This is a genomic window from Legionella birminghamensis, from assembly GCF_900452515.1.
Taxonomy (GTDB): domain Bacteria; phylum Pseudomonadota; class Gammaproteobacteria; order Legionellales; family Legionellaceae; genus Legionella_C; species Legionella_C birminghamensis.
In genome coordinates, this window is the sequence record NZ_UGNW01000001.1 from 509212 (window position 1) to 524911 (window position 15700).

Below are 15700 nucleotides of genomic sequence, written 5' to 3' on the forward strand. Positions count from 1 at the left end.
AATCAACAAAGGAGATACGCCATGAAGGATTGTAATCTAAAGCAGTCATCGACACCAGCGGTAGCCAAGGGCTTTGAAGACCCGTTAACGGAGGTGTTGAGACAAGGAGCAAAAGAGTTGATAAGGAAAGCGGTTGAGGCCGAACTATCAGAGATGCTCTCAGCGTACTCAGACGTGCGTTTACTGGATGGTCGTCCAGCAGTAGTCAGGAATGGTTATCTCCCCGCGAGACAGCTTCAGACGGGGATAGGAGAAGTAGAGGTTCAAGTCCCGAAGGTACGAGATCGTAGCGGTTCAGGTATTCATTTTAGCAGTCAGTTGTTGCCGCCCTACTTGAGACGGACGAAGAGCATGGAAGAACTCATTCCTTGGCTGTATTTAAAAGGGTTATCAACAGGAGATTATACAGAAGCCTTATCCGCGTTAGTTGGCGAGAGTGCGCGCGGACTGTCAGCCAATACAGTGTCGCGATTAAAAGAAAAATGGCTTGATGAACACAAAGAGTGGCAACGCCAGGATTTAAGCGACAAACGCTATGTTTATTGGTGGGCTGATGGTATTTACAGCAAGGTTCGCATGGATGACAAGGTGTGCCTTCTAGTCATCATTGGTGTTACTGAGAGCGGGGTAAAAGAGCTTGTAGCGGTTAATGATGGGTATCGAGAGTCCGCAGCGAGCTGGAGTGAGGTGCTTACTGACCTGCGCCAACGAGGCCTTCCAACGGCTCCGAAGTTAGCCGTGGGGGATGGGGCATTGGGATTCTGGAGTGCCCTTGGAGCCATTTACCCTGAAACACGGCAACAGCGGTGCTGGGTGCACAAAACAGCGAATGTATTAAACAAGCTACCCAAATCGATGCAGCCAAAGGTAAAGGCCGCTTTGCATGAGATTTGGATGGCATCGACCAAAGAAGAGGCCTATAAGGCGTTTGATAATACGGTGGAGCTTTACAGCGCTAAGTACCCAAAAGCGATGGAGTGCCTGGCCAAGGACAAAGAGGAACTGTTGGCCTTCTACGATTTTCCGGCCGAACACTGGATTCACATACGGACAACCAATCCCATTGAATCTGCCTTCGCTACAGTGCGTCTGAGGACTAATAAGTCCAGAAACTGTGGCTCCAGAGACACCACCCTGGCAATGGTCTTTAAGCTCATGGAAGTGGCTCAAAAACGATGGATTAAAATTAGAGGGTTTAACCTATTAACATTAGTTGTTAATAATGTGAAATTTGTAAACGGAGTGCAAGTTAATGAGCAGTCAAACAGAGTGGCCGCCTAATGGGCATACACCAGATTTGACAATAACTCTAATGTTGATGTACGTCAGGAAAAATTAAACGTTTGTCGTAATTGTTTGGACAATCTAAATTGGAATAATTACTCTGAAAACAAACTAATCAGAAATAAAATTGTTGATGAATTTTCTATTAGTCAGTTCTTTGAAAAATTTCCTAAATCATTATTATCGGTAACTCCTTCGCATACTGCAGATACTGCACCGTTAAATGATTATTCCACAGATTGGACTCATATTAGTAAAGAAGCAAAAAGAAAAGCTGGCTACAAATGTCAAAATTCAAATTGCCACGTTGATTTAGCCGGTGCTTATAGTCAGTATCTTCATGTCCACCATCTTGACGGGCAAAAAAATAATAATAGAAAACATAATTTAAAAGTTCTATGTGTTAAGTGTCATGCTGACGAGCCAAATCATGGTCATATGAAACATGGAAGAGATTATAAGCAGTTTTTGCGAATTTATGAGCAAGTAAAACAGAATAACTAAATATTACAGCGAAGATTAATTGTCATTTTTTTTTAAAGTTAATAGTGGCATAATATTCATAATATGGCTCGACCCTCTACATTGCAAAAATGCACGGTCGGGTTTTCTTTTATACAAATTTATCTAACTCTATTGCCAATCCAACTTTTTTGACCTAACCAACTAGCAGGATAAGGCCAATGAGTCCCTGATCTGTTAACCGTCGTTAATTGCTCTTGTAAACCATCAATGATCTGTGCAAAAAGCCGATCATCTGGATCAATTTGTTGGAATTGCTTCCAGGCTTCAGATTTATAACTAGGCAGGGGGTAGAGTTGCCAAAATTGTTCAAATCTTTGGTATAGCTCTTTTATGTTACTACCGGGCTGCGTCCTGAAGTCTGATTTTGAGCTGGATGACTGTCTGGGTTTGATTGATTTTAGATTGTCTGATGGTAATGATTGCTTCTGTTCTGCTTGGGTTGATGGATTTGCTTCAGGCCGAGATTTATTTTTAAGCTCTATCGGCTCATGTGGGTTAGCCAGAAGGCATTTCACAATGAGGTTTTTGGTTGTTGAGCGAATTTCTATGATGCCTTGGCGTGCCAGAGATTTAATTACACGTTTCATTTGTTGGTGACTAGGACAGCCTGTTTTTACGCCTTTGATGGGGGCGACATAAAGTGTTTCTCTCAGTGACTGGTAACTGATTTTGCGTTTGATGCCGACCATGAAGGTCTTTCTGTCCATGTAGGGACGGATGCCCATGAGATAGACCACTCTTTGCATGAGAGGGATTTCTCTGAGTGCGTCCAGTTCGTATGTGGTGACAAATAAGAAATCCATTTCGACTCCTGTTTTAACCCTGTATTTTTATTTCGATTGATATCAAACGCTATCAATCGATGATATTTAGATAACCAAGATGCATTAAACTTGATTCATTCTAGGAAATTGGTGGGGAGTGTCAATAGGGAAAATGGGCTTGATAGCAAATGATATTAAATGAACCTAATATTTTTTTACTGAGAAGTTTTTACATTGGTAATTGGTTATTTTTGTTCAAAATTGTTTAAAAAATTTTTCCTCGCGCGCATAAACACACAAAAATAAGATCTGGAGTTATGAGGTGGGTCGGCCTAGAGATTTTTTCTTTGTCTGGTTTTTAGATTCGACAGGTTTTTTCTCTTTACTACTATTGGATCTTGCTATGTCGGGTTTGTGCCGGGTTGATGTGTCGGGTTAAGGTCGGCCTTGTTTTGGGCGGATTTAGGCTCATTGATTTGGGGAGTTAAAAAATTGTGGTGAAAGTTTAGTTTAATGGTTATCTATTGATGATGTTTATTTAAATCGGAGTGATTGTCAAAAGATTTTTCTGGTTGTTACTGATTGAACATATATGAAGTTATTTTCAAAGCGTGACAAATTGTCACGGTTTAATTTAATCAAAATCAGACATAACCTTACCAAATTTAAATAAATGGTAAGACTTTGTCTGATTTTGAGTAGATCAGGGTTGAGTCGTTATGCACAGAGATTTAATCGAATTGGCTTGGGATTTTTGCGTTCAGCATTCACAAATACTTTGCTTTTTTTAAAATTTGAATAGAAATTCTCTTGTTCGGCTCGGGTTTTAGTCTGTGTCTGCTCAATAATATAAATTCGTAACACTTGCTCGGTATTTTCATTCATATTGGTTATATCATTACCGCATTTTTCCCACTTACGAACCGCGGTATGTGATTCATGAACCACTGTTTTACCAAACTCTCGCAGAGGCATAGAAAAATAAGAGCGAATGAATTTAACTTGATTGCCAGTTAATCTTTCTTCTTGAAGGACTAATTTTTTTATTATCTCATCGGCAATGTATTGGACATCTATTTTTGGAAGCCATTCATCATTGAATTTAATCATTTCTACATTTTCTAATTCGATAGGAAAACCAAGTCCCATATATAGGACATTAGGTTCTATTTTAGCTTCCAAGGGGTTTTCCTCGCCTACATTGTTTATAGTCATAATAGGCCACACAATGTTTTTTGTAAACTTAGTTTACTAATTTTTTTAATCGAAAGGGAGGGGGGCAATTTGCCCCTATCCTTTGAAATTATGAGTATTAAGTGATTATTTATCGAACTGTTTCCAAAATGGAAATAGTTGCTTGGATCAGTTGTTTCCATTTTGGAAATAACTGATGTCCATGGCTTTATTTTTTGCTGGGTAAGGTTTTTTTATTTTTATTAGGTAAGAAATTATCTTTGCTTACGACCTTTTTGCCAGTTTTCTCTTCCAGCTCTAAACGTGCTTTTTTGGCAATGCTACCACCTTGCTTACTAGCCTTCTGATTTTCAGTCATTCCAGTGGCATTTGTAGCCTCAGCAATTTGCCTTGTGGATAGCTCTGCAAGTGCTGTGAAGATTAGCTCAGCTTCGCTCATATGATCTCGAAGATTCTGGGATTTTAATCCTTTTGCCTGTTTGTGTTCTTTTACACTCAATCCTGTCCATTCTTGATGAATGATATTAGTAAGGATTGCAAATTCACTGGGTTCATGCCATGTTCTTTCCAATAGTCCGTGAGCTTATTCCGGGTTTCCTGACCCGTCATGCGTTGTTGTATCCATTTTTCACTGTAGCCATGTTGTTTACATGTTTCTCTGGCTCTATCAAGTGCTTGAGAGGGGTCTGACATTTCTTGCATACGTTCGTAGCCGACTTTAGCTAGCCATAATTTAATGGGTTCAGCCTTTGGGCTTGGCACTGATTGAATGAGCCGTAATAATGTTTCAGCGGTTGCTGCATCTGTAAGTCTCAATTTGTTGTTTTCAGCTTTCATTTTCAACCGGTGACAATTTGTCACCACTTCACTTCCTTCTTTGTTTAATCGTTCTTTCAGTTTGTTCCAATATTTTCTGGTTTTTTGATATTCAGGTTGTTGTATCAAAGCCTGGACTACATCTACAACTGAAAAAAACCATGTTCCAGTTTCTTCATCATATAAACGTCGAATATGGTATTGTTCAAAATTGGCTGGGTTATTTCCCATAAAAATTCCTTATTGTTCTGATACTCTTTGGGGTTTGATTATTACTACATTTTCTTGCTGCATATTTTCAATAAGCTCTGACCAGGCATTTAAAGCCTCCTCTCGCTGAGGTAGCATTTCATTCTTATTGTAAGTAGCCATGATCTTCGGCATCTTATGCCCTAAACATTCCTCAACCACCACCGGATCAACATGCAAAGCCTCACCAAGCTGAATTGCAAAGGTGCGTCTTAAAATCCTGGGCTGTCCAGTGGGAGATGCCGACTCGTGATTGTCTTCTGGTTACTGCTCTTGGCATAACTCGGGCGGATAAAATACTTTGGTCGTTTGCGCCTGTAATGACGTATTCTGAATCGCTGTGGGCTTTGAGTTCTCGTAATACCTTTTTGGTCATTTCTGTGAGGTGAATTCTCATGACTATGTTGGTTTTAGTGTTTTCGGCTGGAATCGCATTTTGTTACGGGTTTCCTGATTGAATGAAAACCAACTGCATCTGATTTTTATCAGCCCACTGCACGAGCAACTTACTGATATATTCAGGTCCATTGTCACAACGAATCTGCTTGGGCTTGCCTCGCCATTCAATAATCTGAAATAAAAATCAGGCTCTTCCTTATCCTCCCGTAGGTTGATAATAATCAAATTATGTCCAGGCTAATTGTCTCACCAGCGGTGAGACAATTTGATCATTTTGTGCTACAATGGTTCGCTTTACCACCAATGATTGCCTTTTTGGGCCTACCTCAAGAAATAAATTACGATGAAAAGAAAAACTGATTCAAATACAAGAAATCCTGTCTCTGCAAAGAAAATAAAAACTTTTAACGATTTTTTTCAACCAAATAACAATTGGGTGAATTTATACGGCAAGGATTATATAAGTTTCCTCAAGTCTTATTATCCCATCTATTTTAAGGGAGATGCTCCGGATTATGAGAAAATTAAAGCGGATATTTTGATTCCATACGCTAAGAAAAGTAATAACAATGCTCATGAAGTGTTCAAAAGCTTATTCAAGATGCCTTATGTAAACACCAAAACAATAGTTACTTATGATTTGCAACATATTGAAAGCGAATTCGGGGCGAGTATCCAGGCTCATGGCGTCGAAGAAACAAAAGGAGGCATGTATAATTTGCTCCTTATGTGTATTAGTAATCAAGTAAGGGTGCCTTCATCTTATTGGGGGGCTTTTATTAGTGGATCACCCAATATATCACCCGTTGGACATGGTCCTTACTATCTCATTTACTCTATGCCAGGTATTAATCAATCCTCAGTTCCACATAGTAATGTGAACCTTTCTGATGTAGCCCGAATTCTTGTTCCATTTACAGAAAATAAGGAAATTTTAAAGGATAAGTTAGAGGAAATGACACAGTGTAATCTTATTGATCCTCAGGCAAAAGACATTTTTATAGATAAATTAGTTACGTACGAGGAGTTTCTGAGTCAACTTAGAAGTTATGTGAAGAAAAAAAGCGTTCTTCAGGGAGCTGATGACCAATTATTTTTTAAATCCTCTCCGTCAATTCCCCCAGGTCCCATTGACGATAAAGGCTTGGAAGATGTATCGCATTCTGCATTATTAGAATGGGACATTTAGTTGATTTTGATTTTCTTGTAATTTCTAATCCCTGTCGCTGCAGACCATGGAAGGTCGAAGAACGATGCCTGTAGGTAATTTTCTGAAAAGTTTAGCACATTACCCACTTAAAGCAGGAATCTGAACGGTGCATCTCGAAATACTTTCGAATGAATAATTGATCAAGGTAAGTGCTCTATCACTAAGGTACTGTTATTGGTAAAATTTAAGATAAGCAACAATTAACTTTGGCTTAGCGTGCATTTCGTACCACTAATTTAACCCCCTAATATTGTTTTTTATGATAGGAAGAAAAAATGGAAAAACATATCATTTTTGCATTTAAGAAAGCTGTTTCAACAGGTGACTTAGATCAATGTTTAACCCTATTAAAAGACTACTCCGCTTTTGAAAAAGACTTATGCGCATCACTTACTACAGATGAAATTTTAGAATTAAAACGCTTAGCCATCCTTAGTGTGGAAGAAGATGAAACAAACAACCTTCTACTGCCTATACTAGAACGTAGCTATATTGAATTAAAACCACGAACCGCACCGTTACATTTTATCCAGTGTTATAACTTAATAGATAATTTACGGCAAAAACATGGTTTTGCTGGCTGTGGCGATGTCGACGCAAAAATAAAAGAGGGGTTATGGTTTGGTAATCCGCATGTTCCAGATTTCGACATGGGAAGTGCAATTTTCAAAGGTTCTGAAGGCTTGAATAAAAATTTGGGAAAAAAGGAGCCTCAGCTGTTAGATATACACGATTTTCCAACACATTGGTCTTCAAAAGCAGTATTTTTTCAGGAAAATAATAAAAGAGAACAGCCCGTTAATAGTTTAGAAACAACAAAAGATAATACGCCTTGATTAACTTAAGACTCATTACACAGCAATTGAAAAAGTCCCTACGGGTTCAAAAAGCCTACTGCAACAGAGGGAGTGTCAGAAAATGCGAGTTAGCGGCCAAATGGCCCAATGACTAATAGGAATGAAACTCACGATTTAGAGGGCTATACTTACTGTAAGCCAAATTAGGAGGTATGGTATTATGAACTTTAACTTGCTATATAGACGCCTGAACACTTCCAATCCATCAAATGACAATGAAGTTCCCCCGAATATTCCTGCAAGGGAATTACAGGGTATTAAGAATTTTATTGATAGTTTGGATCCAAGGGATCTTCCTGAAGGAGCATGGATTCAACAGATGCCCGACGGCGATCCGATTTTACGAGGCATCTATATAACTCAGGCTGCTGAGGGGCATTTTATTCTGGTAAATGAAGAAAATAAGGTGTTATACAATCCCCTGGTGAAAGTTGATCCCCGTGTAGTCATTGACCGGCTTATTACGGGCAAGCCAAATTATCCAGGTTTCAAGTTCAGTGATAATAACGATAAAAAGGAAGCTCCAGGCGACGATGAACCAAATACAGATTTTAATTCGCCTAAGTTGTGAGATAGTTTTATAACGCCTGCTTGTGATAGGTTAGCGAATTAGCTATTTCCCGGGTTCGACTCAAAAGCTCTTTCTCCCTTGCTGCAACCTGGCGGGTGTTGGATTATTCGAATGGATTTTTGCTTTTTACGTTCTACTTAACGCTGGTTTTATCAGAGGTTATTTCTCCTGTTCTTACTATGCCGACCCTATCTACATCAAATAGGTCGGCTTTTGCTAAGGGAAAAAATTTTCATAATCGGTAATTACTGCAGATCAATTAAATTAGATTGAATAATCAGGAGCACCGCCTCGCTTATAAACGAGTACGGTGCGCTCAAATGACATAAAAACCTCATTGTGCTGATTAATTCCGCGTGTCTCTACTGTCACAATACCCTGGTTAGGCCGAGAGTCTGATTCACGCTTGGCTTTAATTTCTGTTTCTGCATAGATAGTATCCCCTTCAAAGACGGGCTTTAACAATTTGACTTTATCCCACTCAAGATTGGCGACCACTTTTTTAGAAATTGTGTTTACTGTCATCCCAGTGATAATCGCTAAGGTGAATGTACTATCCACTAAAGGTTTTTTCCATTCCGTTTGTTCGGCATAATGGGCATCAAAATGGAGCTGCGCGGTATTCATGGTAAGCAAAGTAAACCATATATTGTCATTCTGGGTTATAGTTCGGCCTGGCCTGTGCTCAATAATTTGTCCAATAGTGAAATCTTCAAAATAAAAACCAAAATCTTCTCTGATTCGATTATCCCCCAGGGATAAATAGCTTTGATTACTCATGACCTTGTCCTTTAATATTTTTCGCGAGTTTAAGTACTTGCTGCGCGTGTTTGTAAACGGGAACATCAACCATTTCGCCCTTATATTGGCAAGCTTTACCTTCCGCTTGTTCAAAGAGGGCGACAATATTTTTTGCCCGCTCAATTTGATCAGCAGCAGGAGCAAAATTCTCTTTAATGGGCTTTATTTGCTTTGGGTGAATTGCCATTTTTCCTTTAAAGCCAAGCGCTTTTACTTTAAGGGTTTCCTCAATAAGCCCTTGCTCGTTACCGAAATCGAAAAATGGGGAATCAATGGCCGCTATTTTCTTTAAAGCAGCCGCTTGAATAATCTGGCTGCGCGCAACAGCCATTGTTTCCCAGCTTAACTGGCATTCAAGATCGGTTGCAAAGTCAGCTGCACCAAAAAAAATTCCTGAAACAGGCGCATTCATTACAATCGAACCGAGTTGATGTAAACCTTTCCCTGTTTCGATCAAAGCAAATAATTTAATGTTCTTAGCTTCTAATTGAAGAATGTCATAAATAATTTTTAATTCATCTGCACTTTCTGTTTTAGGGTATAAAATGGCATCAAAATGTGCTTTTGCTTCCCTGAATGCCATTAGGTCGGTAAGTCCTGCATCAGTCGTGATGTGGTTAATTCGAATAATAATGGGCAAATTCTGCGCGGTTTTTTTATCTAAAAACTTTAAGATATTATCTCTTGCTAGTTCTTTTTCATCGGGGGCAACAGCATCCTCAAGTTCTAAAATAAGCGCATCCGCACCAGAGGTTAACCCTTTGTCGAACCGCTCAGGTTTATTCCCGGGAGTGAATAAAATGGCTGGAGAAGTGGATAAGTCCATAGTAGGTCCTTAAATAAAACCCTGTTGTTTAGCTTGATGTTGCAACTCATCTCTAAATGAAGGATGCGCAATTTTAATAAGTGCATGAGTCCTTTCAGTGGTTGAGCGGCCCTTCAGCTGAGCAACGCCGTACTCAGTGACGACATAGTCAATGTCTAGACGCGTGTCAGTAGCCACTGCTGTCAAACGGGGGACAATTCGAGACAATGTTCCATTTTTTGCTGTGGAACTGCTGGCTATAATGGTTTTACCGCCTTCTGAATAGTGAACCCCCCGAATAAAGTCAAGTTGGCCGCCGACGCCCGAAAATTGATGACCTATAAATTCCGCGTTCACTTGACCGCTGAAATCTATTTCAATAAAGGCGTTAACAGACGTCATCATATTATTATTGCCAATAATCATAGGTTCATTTACGTAGGACACGGGCAGACAAACCATTGAGGGGTTGTTATTAATAAACTTATAGAGTGCCTTATCTCCAATCGCAAAAGTAAACACATTGACGTAAGGATTAAGCGTTTTGTTTGTATTGGTAACAATGCCTTGTTGAATCAAATCGACCATGCCTGCTGTAAGCACTTCAGTGTGTATACCCAGATTCTTATGACTGGTTAATTGTTCACACACCGCATTGGGCACTCCGCCTATTCCCATTTGAATGGTAGCCCCATCGGGTATCAAAGCAGTAATGTGTTGTCCAATTGTTTTATCTAAATCGCTAGCAGGCTTTGAAGGCTCTTCAATAAGGGGTACTGTATTTTCAACAATAGCATCCACCTCACTCACATGCACTAACGTGGAACCTGCTGTTCTCGGCATATTTTCATTAACTTCCACAATCAGTTTATCTGCATAACGAGCCAATTCGATAGCGTAGTCTCCATTAGTCCCTAAATTAAAGAAACCAAATTCATCCATTGGTGCAACGGTGACTATAAACGCATCCAGTTTGGTAATGGATTTGATGGTGCCAGGGTAGCGGCTAAAGCTCACTGGGACAAAGTTTATGTACTTTTTTCCTATTGAGTAACCGCGCTGAGCTAATAAGACTTCTCCCTTAGACATCATTGAGGAATAAGGCTTAATGATATGAAGTACATCTTCGTGAAAAATAGTATCTAAAGCAACATCGCCACAGCGCAGGTAATACACTTTTAATTCTTTAAGATCACCTGCTCTGGCTCGTTGTGCTAAAGCATGGCATAAGGCGGGCGGAGTTGCCACACGCATCCCCATCGAAATAACAGCGGTTTGAGGAATTAAATTAACCGCCTTTTCAGCCGGGCAAAGCCGCTGCTGATATAGTTTATCAAAGTCCATGTCCAGTCCTTAGTTCGCTCTATGCTTAGAAACATACAGTAAATCAGTACACTTATTCTCTCAAGTTTTATTAGTAGAATATTTAAGATTAGTATGGCCTTAAGCCATTGCGGTTGAAATGAATTCAGACCATTATCCTGTTAACCCATGAGCTGTCTCCTAAATAACTGGGAGACAGGATTCAAGCAATCACTGAGAGGATTAAACGAGAAGGAGAAAGTCCTATGTTAGTGTAAGCCTTCAGTAGTTTTATGCCGTGAATATAGATGACAATTCAACAAAAATGAGTGGTTGCGCTCCTAGATGTTGATAATACTTTGATGTTTGGCCAACCCCCAAATGTTGAATATAACGATAATTTAATTGATACGTTACTTGAAAATGGAGTTAAAGATATTTATTTATTTAGCTCAATGAGTTTAAGACAACATACTGTGGAAGAGAGAAAAGCATTAACCAAGTATTTAGAATCAAAGGGTTTGACTGTACATGGCACTATTTGTGCAGCTGATTTACTATGAAATAAAGATAAAGAATTACTCAAAACTTTTTATCAAGCGTTATGCGAAACAACAACGGAGGAAGCCATTTATGATCTTCTAGATCAAGAGCGTTTTGTGCCTTTGACCCACTTCAATGATGCTGTGCCTTGTAAGGCGTTTGCAGATGTCAGTGCAGGAATTGACGGTTGGAGTAATGAAGAGGCTGAGATTTATCAAACGGCTGCTTCCACTATAAGACACTTTTTAGATTGTAACAGTGTTTCAGAGCATAGAGCACTTATAGCAGAAACTGAAAAGTCTTATTTCTACGAGATGTTTGTAAGAAACAAACCTGTGTGGGCTGGAGCAGTTGTTTTTGTAGATGATGCGGATAAAAATATTAATTCCGTTACAGGTATGCATAATCAATTAGCCCCGGAACATAAACTGCTAACACTTTTGAATCGAAATGAACGTAGAGAAGTAAAGAATACAATGAATTTTAACAAGCAGTTATCCAGCCATTCGTAGCACTAACTTCTGCATTATTTAATGCATTCAATAGTTATAAATTGGGACGTAAGTTAACGCATAGCTCTAAGAAAAATGAAATTCTTGAGCGCTTGGAGTTAGCTTTGGAAAATTGCAAAACAAGTGAAGAGGTGAATGCAGTAAAGCGTGATTTTGATGAGTATCAACAGTTAAATCAACACCGCTTTAAAATCTGGAGTAAAACTAAAACTCGCTCAGCTACTGTGTCCGAAGAAATGATTGAAAAGCGCGAGGAGCAACTTAAATTGCGTTGATTGAGCCTTTCCAATAGTGAGGCGATGCTGGAGTAAATGCTTCACCCTCTTCTGTTGCCCTATGTTTCATGTTATGAAATCAAGGGAAGCGACATGCCCATGGCGCAATACTAGACTTAACCAAGAACGTGCGCCAGCGATGCGCTCGGAATTTAGTCAAGGAGGAAGTCATGAGCATTTTTGGTAGCATCGTTTCCGCAATTTTTGGAACTGCAAAAGCAGCTACACCAGTGGTCACCGGCGGCAACACGGCGGTAGCCCACTCCACCCCAAAGCCGATGACAGAAGCCGAAGTCGAAGCGATGATCCAAAAGGTCGCTGATACTACTGGTCGTAAGGACTACAATTGGAAACAATCCATTGTCGATTTGATGAAGCTACTGAATCTCGATTCAAGCCTTAGCGCCCGCAAGCAGCTTGCCCAGGAACTTGGCTACACTGGAGCCCTCGACGGTTCGGCTGAGATGAATGTCTGGCTTCACAAGCAGGTTATGATTAAGCTCGCCGAAAGTGGCGGCGTCGTACCTAACAGCCTTAAATAAAAATACGGAAAGAACCAATGCGGCTCACATGGGTTGGCCGCATTGATGGAACACTATTTGAATTTTTATTTAAAAATTTTGAAGACTGAATGTTACTTTTGTACTCTCATTTTCATTTAAGCCAGGGGCTCGATTTGGGGGCTAATGATTATGGTTTCATTTAACTGCCAGAATCTAATGCGGCAAGTACTTCTGCTGCCTTGGCAAGAAGCGCCTTTTTCTTGTCCAGGGTCATTTTATCCCAATTCAAATAAGCATAACGAAGACGTGGATTGCTTTTAAGCCTGTCCTGGTGTTGGGCTAGAAAATTCCAATAGAGAGAATTAAAGGGGCAGGCTTTTTCGCCCAGTATCTCGGCAGGATTATAAACACAGGACTTGCAAAAATTACTCATTTTATGAATGTACTTTCCACTGGCGGCATATGGCTTACTCCCCATCATCCCCCCATCCGCGTACAAGGCCATCCCTAGTGTGTTGGGTAACTCCACCCATTCGTATGCATCGGCATACACGGCCAAATACCATTCACAGACTTCTTTAGGATTAAGGCCTGCCAATAGGGCAAAATTACCGGTAATCATCAAACGCTGAATATGGTGTGAGTAGGCTTCAACTTGAGTTTGTCGCACCACTTCTTTCATACAAAACATCTGGGTATCTTCCCCCCAGAATAGCGCCGGCAAAGGCCTGGATGCATTAAAATAGTTTCTGTTTCCATATTCAGGCATCAATAGCCAATAGATGCCGCGGACATACTCACGCCATCCCAGAATTTGACGAATAAAGCCTTCCACAGCATTTAATGGGGCTTGTTTCTGTTTAAAAGCCTCTTCTGCCATACGGCATAGCTCTAAAGGCAGTAAAAGCCCTGCATTCAAATAAAAAGACAATCTGGAATGGTATAAATTGACCTCATCAGAGCGCATAGCGTCCTGGTAATCACCAAAATACATTAAACAATGTTCTATAAAGTAGTCAGCCTCATTAAGGGCCTGTTCGCGAGTCACTGCAAAATGAAAGGGATGTAAATGGCCAAAATGATTGGAAAACTCCTTTTCCACCAGATTTAAAACTTCTGAAGTGACTTCATCGAGGGGATATTTTAGACGAGGAGGGAAGCTTTTAATGTGATTTGCGTTTTTTCGATTTTGTTCATCATAGTTCCAGCTGCCTCCGGCAGGCTTTCCCCGGGTATCCAACAGAAGATGATGCTTTTGCCGCATCATCCGGTAAAAAAACTCCATGCGCAATTGCTTTTTATCTTTTGCCCAATACTTAAACTCATCTATCGAACATAAAAATCGAGTGTCTTCATGAATGATAAGGGGAATCAATAATTGTTTTTTTAAGCTTTCTATTTTATCCAGAACACGCCACTCGCCGGGATAAGTTACATGTACCTCCGAAATTTTTTCTTCCAGGATTGCTCTTTGTAATTCTTTTTGGATACAACCCGCATTATCAGCGTCATTGTATTGAGTGTATCGGACGCGGTAACCGAGTGCTTTTAACTGTCCTGCGAAATGCCGCATCGCTGAAAATAGAAAAGCAATTTTCTTAGGATGATGTGCTACATAAGTCGCCTCTTCCATTACTTCACAAAGAAAAACGAGATCATCCTTTTTATTGATAGCAGTAAGCGAGGAAAGTGATTCACTGAGCTGATCACCCAAAATAAAACACAATTTTGTCATGACGATCTCCGGGGCTATGTGCTGCGATTATGAAATAGCGAGCCAAAAATCCCTGTGCATTAGCCCTGAAAAGGCTTACTATGAATGAGAATATAAGCGACTTCAAGTATTAACAAGAAGTAGTATAGGTTCCACTCGATGCAAATAATACCTCATGGAGAGCCGTGATGAAAATGACAGGGATTTTCTTTTCAACGATGATTTGTGTTTTTTTATTGGATATGATTTGGTTAGGCCTTATCGCTAAAACCATTTATGCAGAACACATTGGAACCTTGTTGCGTAAGTCAGGAGAGGGTATGGCTCCTGTTTGGTGGGCAGCAGCAGTCGTTTATGTCTGCATCACATTAGGGATTGTTTATTTTGTTCTACCTGCTGCACAAGGCCAATACTTGCAGGCGCTGGTTGGAGGCGTGATGCTTGGATTAGTGACTTATGGGATTTATGATTTCACCAATTACTCCATCCTGGCAAACTGGCCCTTGAAGATCACCCTAATCGATCTTATCTGGGGAATGGTCTTATGTGGCCTGAGCAGCTTATTTGCAGCCTTTATTCAGAGTCGATTTTTTTCTTAAACCAGGGAAAAAACATCGACGTTTGCTGTTGATACTCCAGGTATTTTTGTCCCCGTGATTTTACAGAGCCCCTTTCTGTCAAGGGGCCTGTCATCCGGGTAAAAATTAGGTAAAGCATCAGCGGGGAAAGAAGGGCAGCATACCCCATGGTTGACTGAATGGCAAACAAAGCGAATCCCATCCAGCTTAACCAATCAAAAAAATAGTTAGGATGGCGCGAATAATTCCATAAACCTTTATTACACACCTCGCCCTTATGATGCATTTTAAATGCTTGCAGCTGCAAATCAGCCAGGGTCTCTCCGATGATTCCTGCCACAATAATGCAAGATGCAAGACTATCTATCGCGGTAATATGGGTTAATCCTGATTTGCTAATCAGGAAGAATACACTGGAAATGATAAGAATAAGCAGCCCCTGGAGTTGAAAATTAATAAAGAAACCAAGGGAAGGGCTTATTTCCCAATGGGTGCTGAGTTCAACATACCGCTTGTCAACATGTCCCTTTCTGATCCTTGTGTACCATAGATAGGCTGCAAGGCGTAAAGCCCATAGAGTCAGGAGTGAGCTAATCAGGAGAGTACGATAACTTAAAGGAGCGAAGCCTAAATGAATCAACCCTGAAATCATTAAGCCTATTGACCAGGAAACATCAACAACAGAGGGGTTTTTTAAGAGCCGATATAATCCCCACATAAAACACATTTGTAAAAAAAGATAAATGATTACAATGTTGAAAGAATACATTAATTACTCCAAAAACAAATCTATAATCA

General features: G+C 40.1%; 19 protein-coding genes and 2 pseudogenes. 10 read left to right on the forward strand and 11 right to left on the reverse strand.

Annotated elements, in window-relative coordinates; all coding sequences use genetic code 11:
* Positions 1–21: 21 nt before the first annotated feature.
* Positions 22–1281 (forward strand): IS256 family transposase, encoded by a 1260-nt coding sequence (locus DYH42_RS02175; protein WP_115316897.1) that lies wholly within the window; start codon positions 22–24, stop codon positions 1279–1281.
* 75 nt (positions 1282–1356) lie between these two features.
* Complete coding sequence (locus DYH42_RS02180) at positions 1357–1788, forward strand: hypothetical protein (RefSeq protein ID WP_058523176.1); 432 nt, start codon at positions 1357–1359, stop codon at positions 1786–1788.
* Positions 1789–1907: 119 nt separating this feature from the next.
* Here the strand turns inward: DYH42_RS02180 and DYH42_RS02185 are convergent, their stop codons facing one another.
* From DYH42_RS02185 to DYH42_RS02205, 6 genes and pseudogenes are all read right to left on the reverse strand, one after another.
* Entirely contained in the window at positions 1908–2612 is a 705-nt protein-coding gene (locus tag DYH42_RS02185) for a hypothetical protein (RefSeq protein WP_058523175.1), read from the reverse strand.
* A 678-nt stretch (positions 2613–3290) separates the two neighbouring features.
* Complete coding sequence (locus tag DYH42_RS02190; RefSeq protein WP_058523181.1) at positions 3291–3755, reverse strand: hypothetical protein; 465 nt, start codon at positions 3753–3755, stop codon at positions 3291–3293.
* A gap of 220 nt (positions 3756–3975) precedes the next feature.
* Positions 3976–4266 (reverse strand): hypothetical protein, encoded by a 291-nt coding sequence (locus DYH42_RS16720; RefSeq protein WP_202814587.1) that lies wholly within the window; start codon positions 4264–4266, stop codon positions 3976–3978.
* The gene (locus tag DYH42_RS02195; protein ID WP_202814586.1) at positions 4263–4814 is read right to left on the reverse strand and encodes a BRO family protein; all 552 of its coding nucleotides are present in this window, start codon (positions 4812–4814) and stop codon (positions 4263–4265) included. Before DYH42_RS02195 ends, DYH42_RS16720 begins: the two co-directional genes overlap by 4 nt.
* Positions 4815–4823: 9 nt before the next feature.
* A pseudogene (locus tag DYH42_RS02200) lies at positions 4824–5262 on the reverse strand (tyrosine-type recombinase/integrase); the annotation flags it as partial.
* A 12-nt stretch (positions 5263–5274) separates the two neighbouring features.
* A pseudogene (locus tag DYH42_RS02205) lies at positions 5275–5412 on the reverse strand (DDE-type integrase/transposase/recombinase); the annotation flags it as partial.
* Positions 5413–5574: 162 nt separating this feature from the next.
* On the opposite strand from DYH42_RS02205, the gene DYH42_RS02210 reads away from it, so the two are divergent.
* The 3 genes from DYH42_RS02210 to DYH42_RS02220 all read left to right on the forward strand — a co-directional run bounded on the left by DYH42_RS02210 (position 5575) and on the right by DYH42_RS02220 (position 7869).
* Positions 5575–6420 carry a hypothetical protein gene (locus DYH42_RS02210; protein WP_058523174.1) on the forward strand — a complete coding sequence of 282 codons (846 nt, stop codon included), beginning with the start codon at positions 5575–5577 and terminating at the stop codon, positions 6418–6420.
* Between the two features lie 296 nt (positions 6421–6716).
* Positions 6717–7277, forward strand: coding sequence for a hypothetical protein (locus DYH42_RS02215; RefSeq protein ID WP_058523173.1), 561 nt, complete (start codon positions 6717–6719; stop codon positions 7275–7277).
* 181 nt (positions 7278–7458) lie between these two features.
* Positions 7459–7869: a hypothetical protein gene (locus tag DYH42_RS02220; protein ID WP_058523172.1), complete on the forward strand. Its 411-nt coding sequence runs from the start codon at positions 7459–7461 to the stop codon at positions 7867–7869.
* 264 nt (positions 7870–8133) lie between these two features.
* On the opposite strand, the gene DYH42_RS02225 is transcribed toward DYH42_RS02220, so the two are convergent.
* Genes DYH42_RS02225 through DYH42_RS02235 form a run of 3 tightly spaced genes read right to left on the reverse strand, consistent with a single transcriptional unit; the run spans position 8134 to position 10819 of the window.
* On the reverse strand, positions 8134–8649 hold the full coding sequence (locus tag DYH42_RS02225; protein ID WP_058523171.1) for a MaoC/PaaZ C-terminal domain-containing protein: 516 nt from the start codon (positions 8647–8649) through the stop codon (positions 8134–8136).
* A complete protein-coding gene (locus DYH42_RS02230; RefSeq protein WP_058523170.1) occupies positions 8642–9496 on the reverse strand; it encodes an HpcH/HpaI aldolase/citrate lyase family protein in 855 nt (284 codons plus the stop codon). Before DYH42_RS02230 ends, DYH42_RS02225 begins: the two co-directional genes overlap by 8 nt.
* A 9-nt stretch (positions 9497–9505) precedes the next feature.
* On the reverse strand, positions 9506–10819 hold the full coding sequence (locus DYH42_RS02235; RefSeq protein ID WP_058523169.1) for an acetyl-CoA hydrolase/transferase family protein: 1314 nt from the start codon (positions 10817–10819) through the stop codon (positions 9506–9508).
* 287 nt (positions 10820–11106) lie between these two features.
* Between DYH42_RS02235 and DYH42_RS02240 the strand changes: the two genes are divergently transcribed.
* The 4 genes from DYH42_RS02240 (at position 11107) to DYH42_RS02255 (ending at position 12649) form a co-directional block, all read left to right on the forward strand.
* Positions 11107–11340, forward strand: a complete 234-nt coding sequence (locus DYH42_RS02240) for a hypothetical protein (protein WP_131793048.1) — start codon at positions 11107–11109, stop codon at positions 11338–11340.
* A 96-nt stretch (positions 11341–11436) separates the two neighbouring features.
* Complete coding sequence (locus DYH42_RS02245) at positions 11437–11832, forward strand: hypothetical protein (RefSeq protein ID WP_058523167.1); 396 nt, start codon at positions 11437–11439, stop codon at positions 11830–11832.
* A 41-nt stretch (positions 11833–11873) separates the two neighbouring features.
* Positions 11874–12107 (forward strand): hypothetical protein, encoded by a 234-nt coding sequence (locus DYH42_RS02250; protein ID WP_058523166.1) that lies wholly within the window; start codon positions 11874–11876, stop codon positions 12105–12107.
* A 170-nt stretch (positions 12108–12277) separates the two neighbouring features.
* Positions 12278–12649, forward strand: coding sequence for a DUF3597 domain-containing protein (locus tag DYH42_RS02255; protein WP_058523165.1), 372 nt, complete (start codon positions 12278–12280; stop codon positions 12647–12649).
* Between the two features lie 160 nt (positions 12650–12809).
* Here the strand turns inward: DYH42_RS02255 and DYH42_RS02260 are convergent, their stop codons facing one another.
* Complete coding sequence (locus tag DYH42_RS02260; RefSeq protein WP_058523164.1) at positions 12810–14345, reverse strand: cryptochrome/photolyase family protein; 1536 nt, start codon at positions 14343–14345, stop codon at positions 12810–12812.
* Between the two features lie 167 nt (positions 14346–14512).
* Between DYH42_RS02260 and DYH42_RS02265 the strand changes: the two genes are divergently transcribed.
* Positions 14513–14923 (forward strand): DUF2177 family protein, encoded by a 411-nt coding sequence (locus tag DYH42_RS02265; protein WP_058523163.1) that lies wholly within the window; start codon positions 14513–14515, stop codon positions 14921–14923.
* Here DYH42_RS02265 and DYH42_RS02270 read toward each other — a convergent pair.
* Positions 14898–15671 (reverse strand): DUF1295 domain-containing protein, encoded by a 774-nt coding sequence (locus DYH42_RS02270; protein ID WP_058523162.1) that lies wholly within the window; start codon positions 15669–15671, stop codon positions 14898–14900. The two genes, DYH42_RS02265 and DYH42_RS02270, sit on opposite strands and share 26 nt — an antisense overlap.
* Positions 15672–15700: the final 29 nt, after the last annotated feature.

Bases quoted from the DNA above. Each gene is read 5' to 3' on its own strand.
- DYH42_RS02210 (WP_058523174.1), top strand. From the start codon at position 5,575: ATGAAAAGAAAAACTGATTCAAATACAAGAAATCCTGTCTCTGCAAAG.
- DYH42_RS02185 (WP_058523175.1), bottom strand. From the start codon at position 2,612: ATGGATTTCTTATTTGTCACCACATACGAACTGGACGCACTCAGAGAA.
- DYH42_RS02260 (WP_058523164.1), bottom strand. From the start codon at position 14,345: ATGACAAAATTGTGTTTTATTTTGGGTGATCAGCTCAGTGAATCACTT.
- DYH42_RS02265 (WP_058523163.1), top strand. From the start codon at position 14,513: ATGAAAATGACAGGGATTTTCTTTTCAACGATGATTTGTGTTTTTTTA.
- DYH42_RS02175 (WP_115316897.1), top strand. From the start codon at position 22: ATGAAGGATTGTAATCTAAAGCAGTCATCGACACCAGCGGTAGCCAAG.
- DYH42_RS02235 (WP_058523169.1), bottom strand. From the start codon at position 10,819: ATGGACTTTGATAAACTATATCAGCAGCGGCTTTGCCCGGCTGAAAAG.
- DYH42_RS02225 (WP_058523171.1), bottom strand. From the start codon at position 8,649: ATGAGTAATCAAAGCTATTTATCCCTGGGGGATAATCGAATCAGAGAA.
- DYH42_RS02215 (WP_058523173.1), top strand. From the start codon at position 6,717: ATGGAAAAACATATCATTTTTGCATTTAAGAAAGCTGTTTCAACAGGT.
- DYH42_RS02220 (WP_058523172.1), top strand. From the start codon at position 7,459: ATGAACTTTAACTTGCTATATAGACGCCTGAACACTTCCAATCCATCA.
- DYH42_RS02195 (WP_202814586.1), bottom strand. From the start codon at position 4,814: ATGGGAAATAACCCAGCCAATTTTGAACAATACCATATTCGACGTTTA.
- DYH42_RS02270 (WP_058523162.1), bottom strand. From the start codon at position 15,671: ATGTATTCTTTCAACATTGTAATCATTTATCTTTTTTTACAAATGTGT.
- DYH42_RS02255 (WP_058523165.1), top strand. From the start codon at position 12,278: ATGAGCATTTTTGGTAGCATCGTTTCCGCAATTTTTGGAACTGCAAAA.
- DYH42_RS02230 (WP_058523170.1), bottom strand. From the start codon at position 9,496: ATGGACTTATCCACTTCTCCAGCCATTTTATTCACTCCCGGGAATAAA.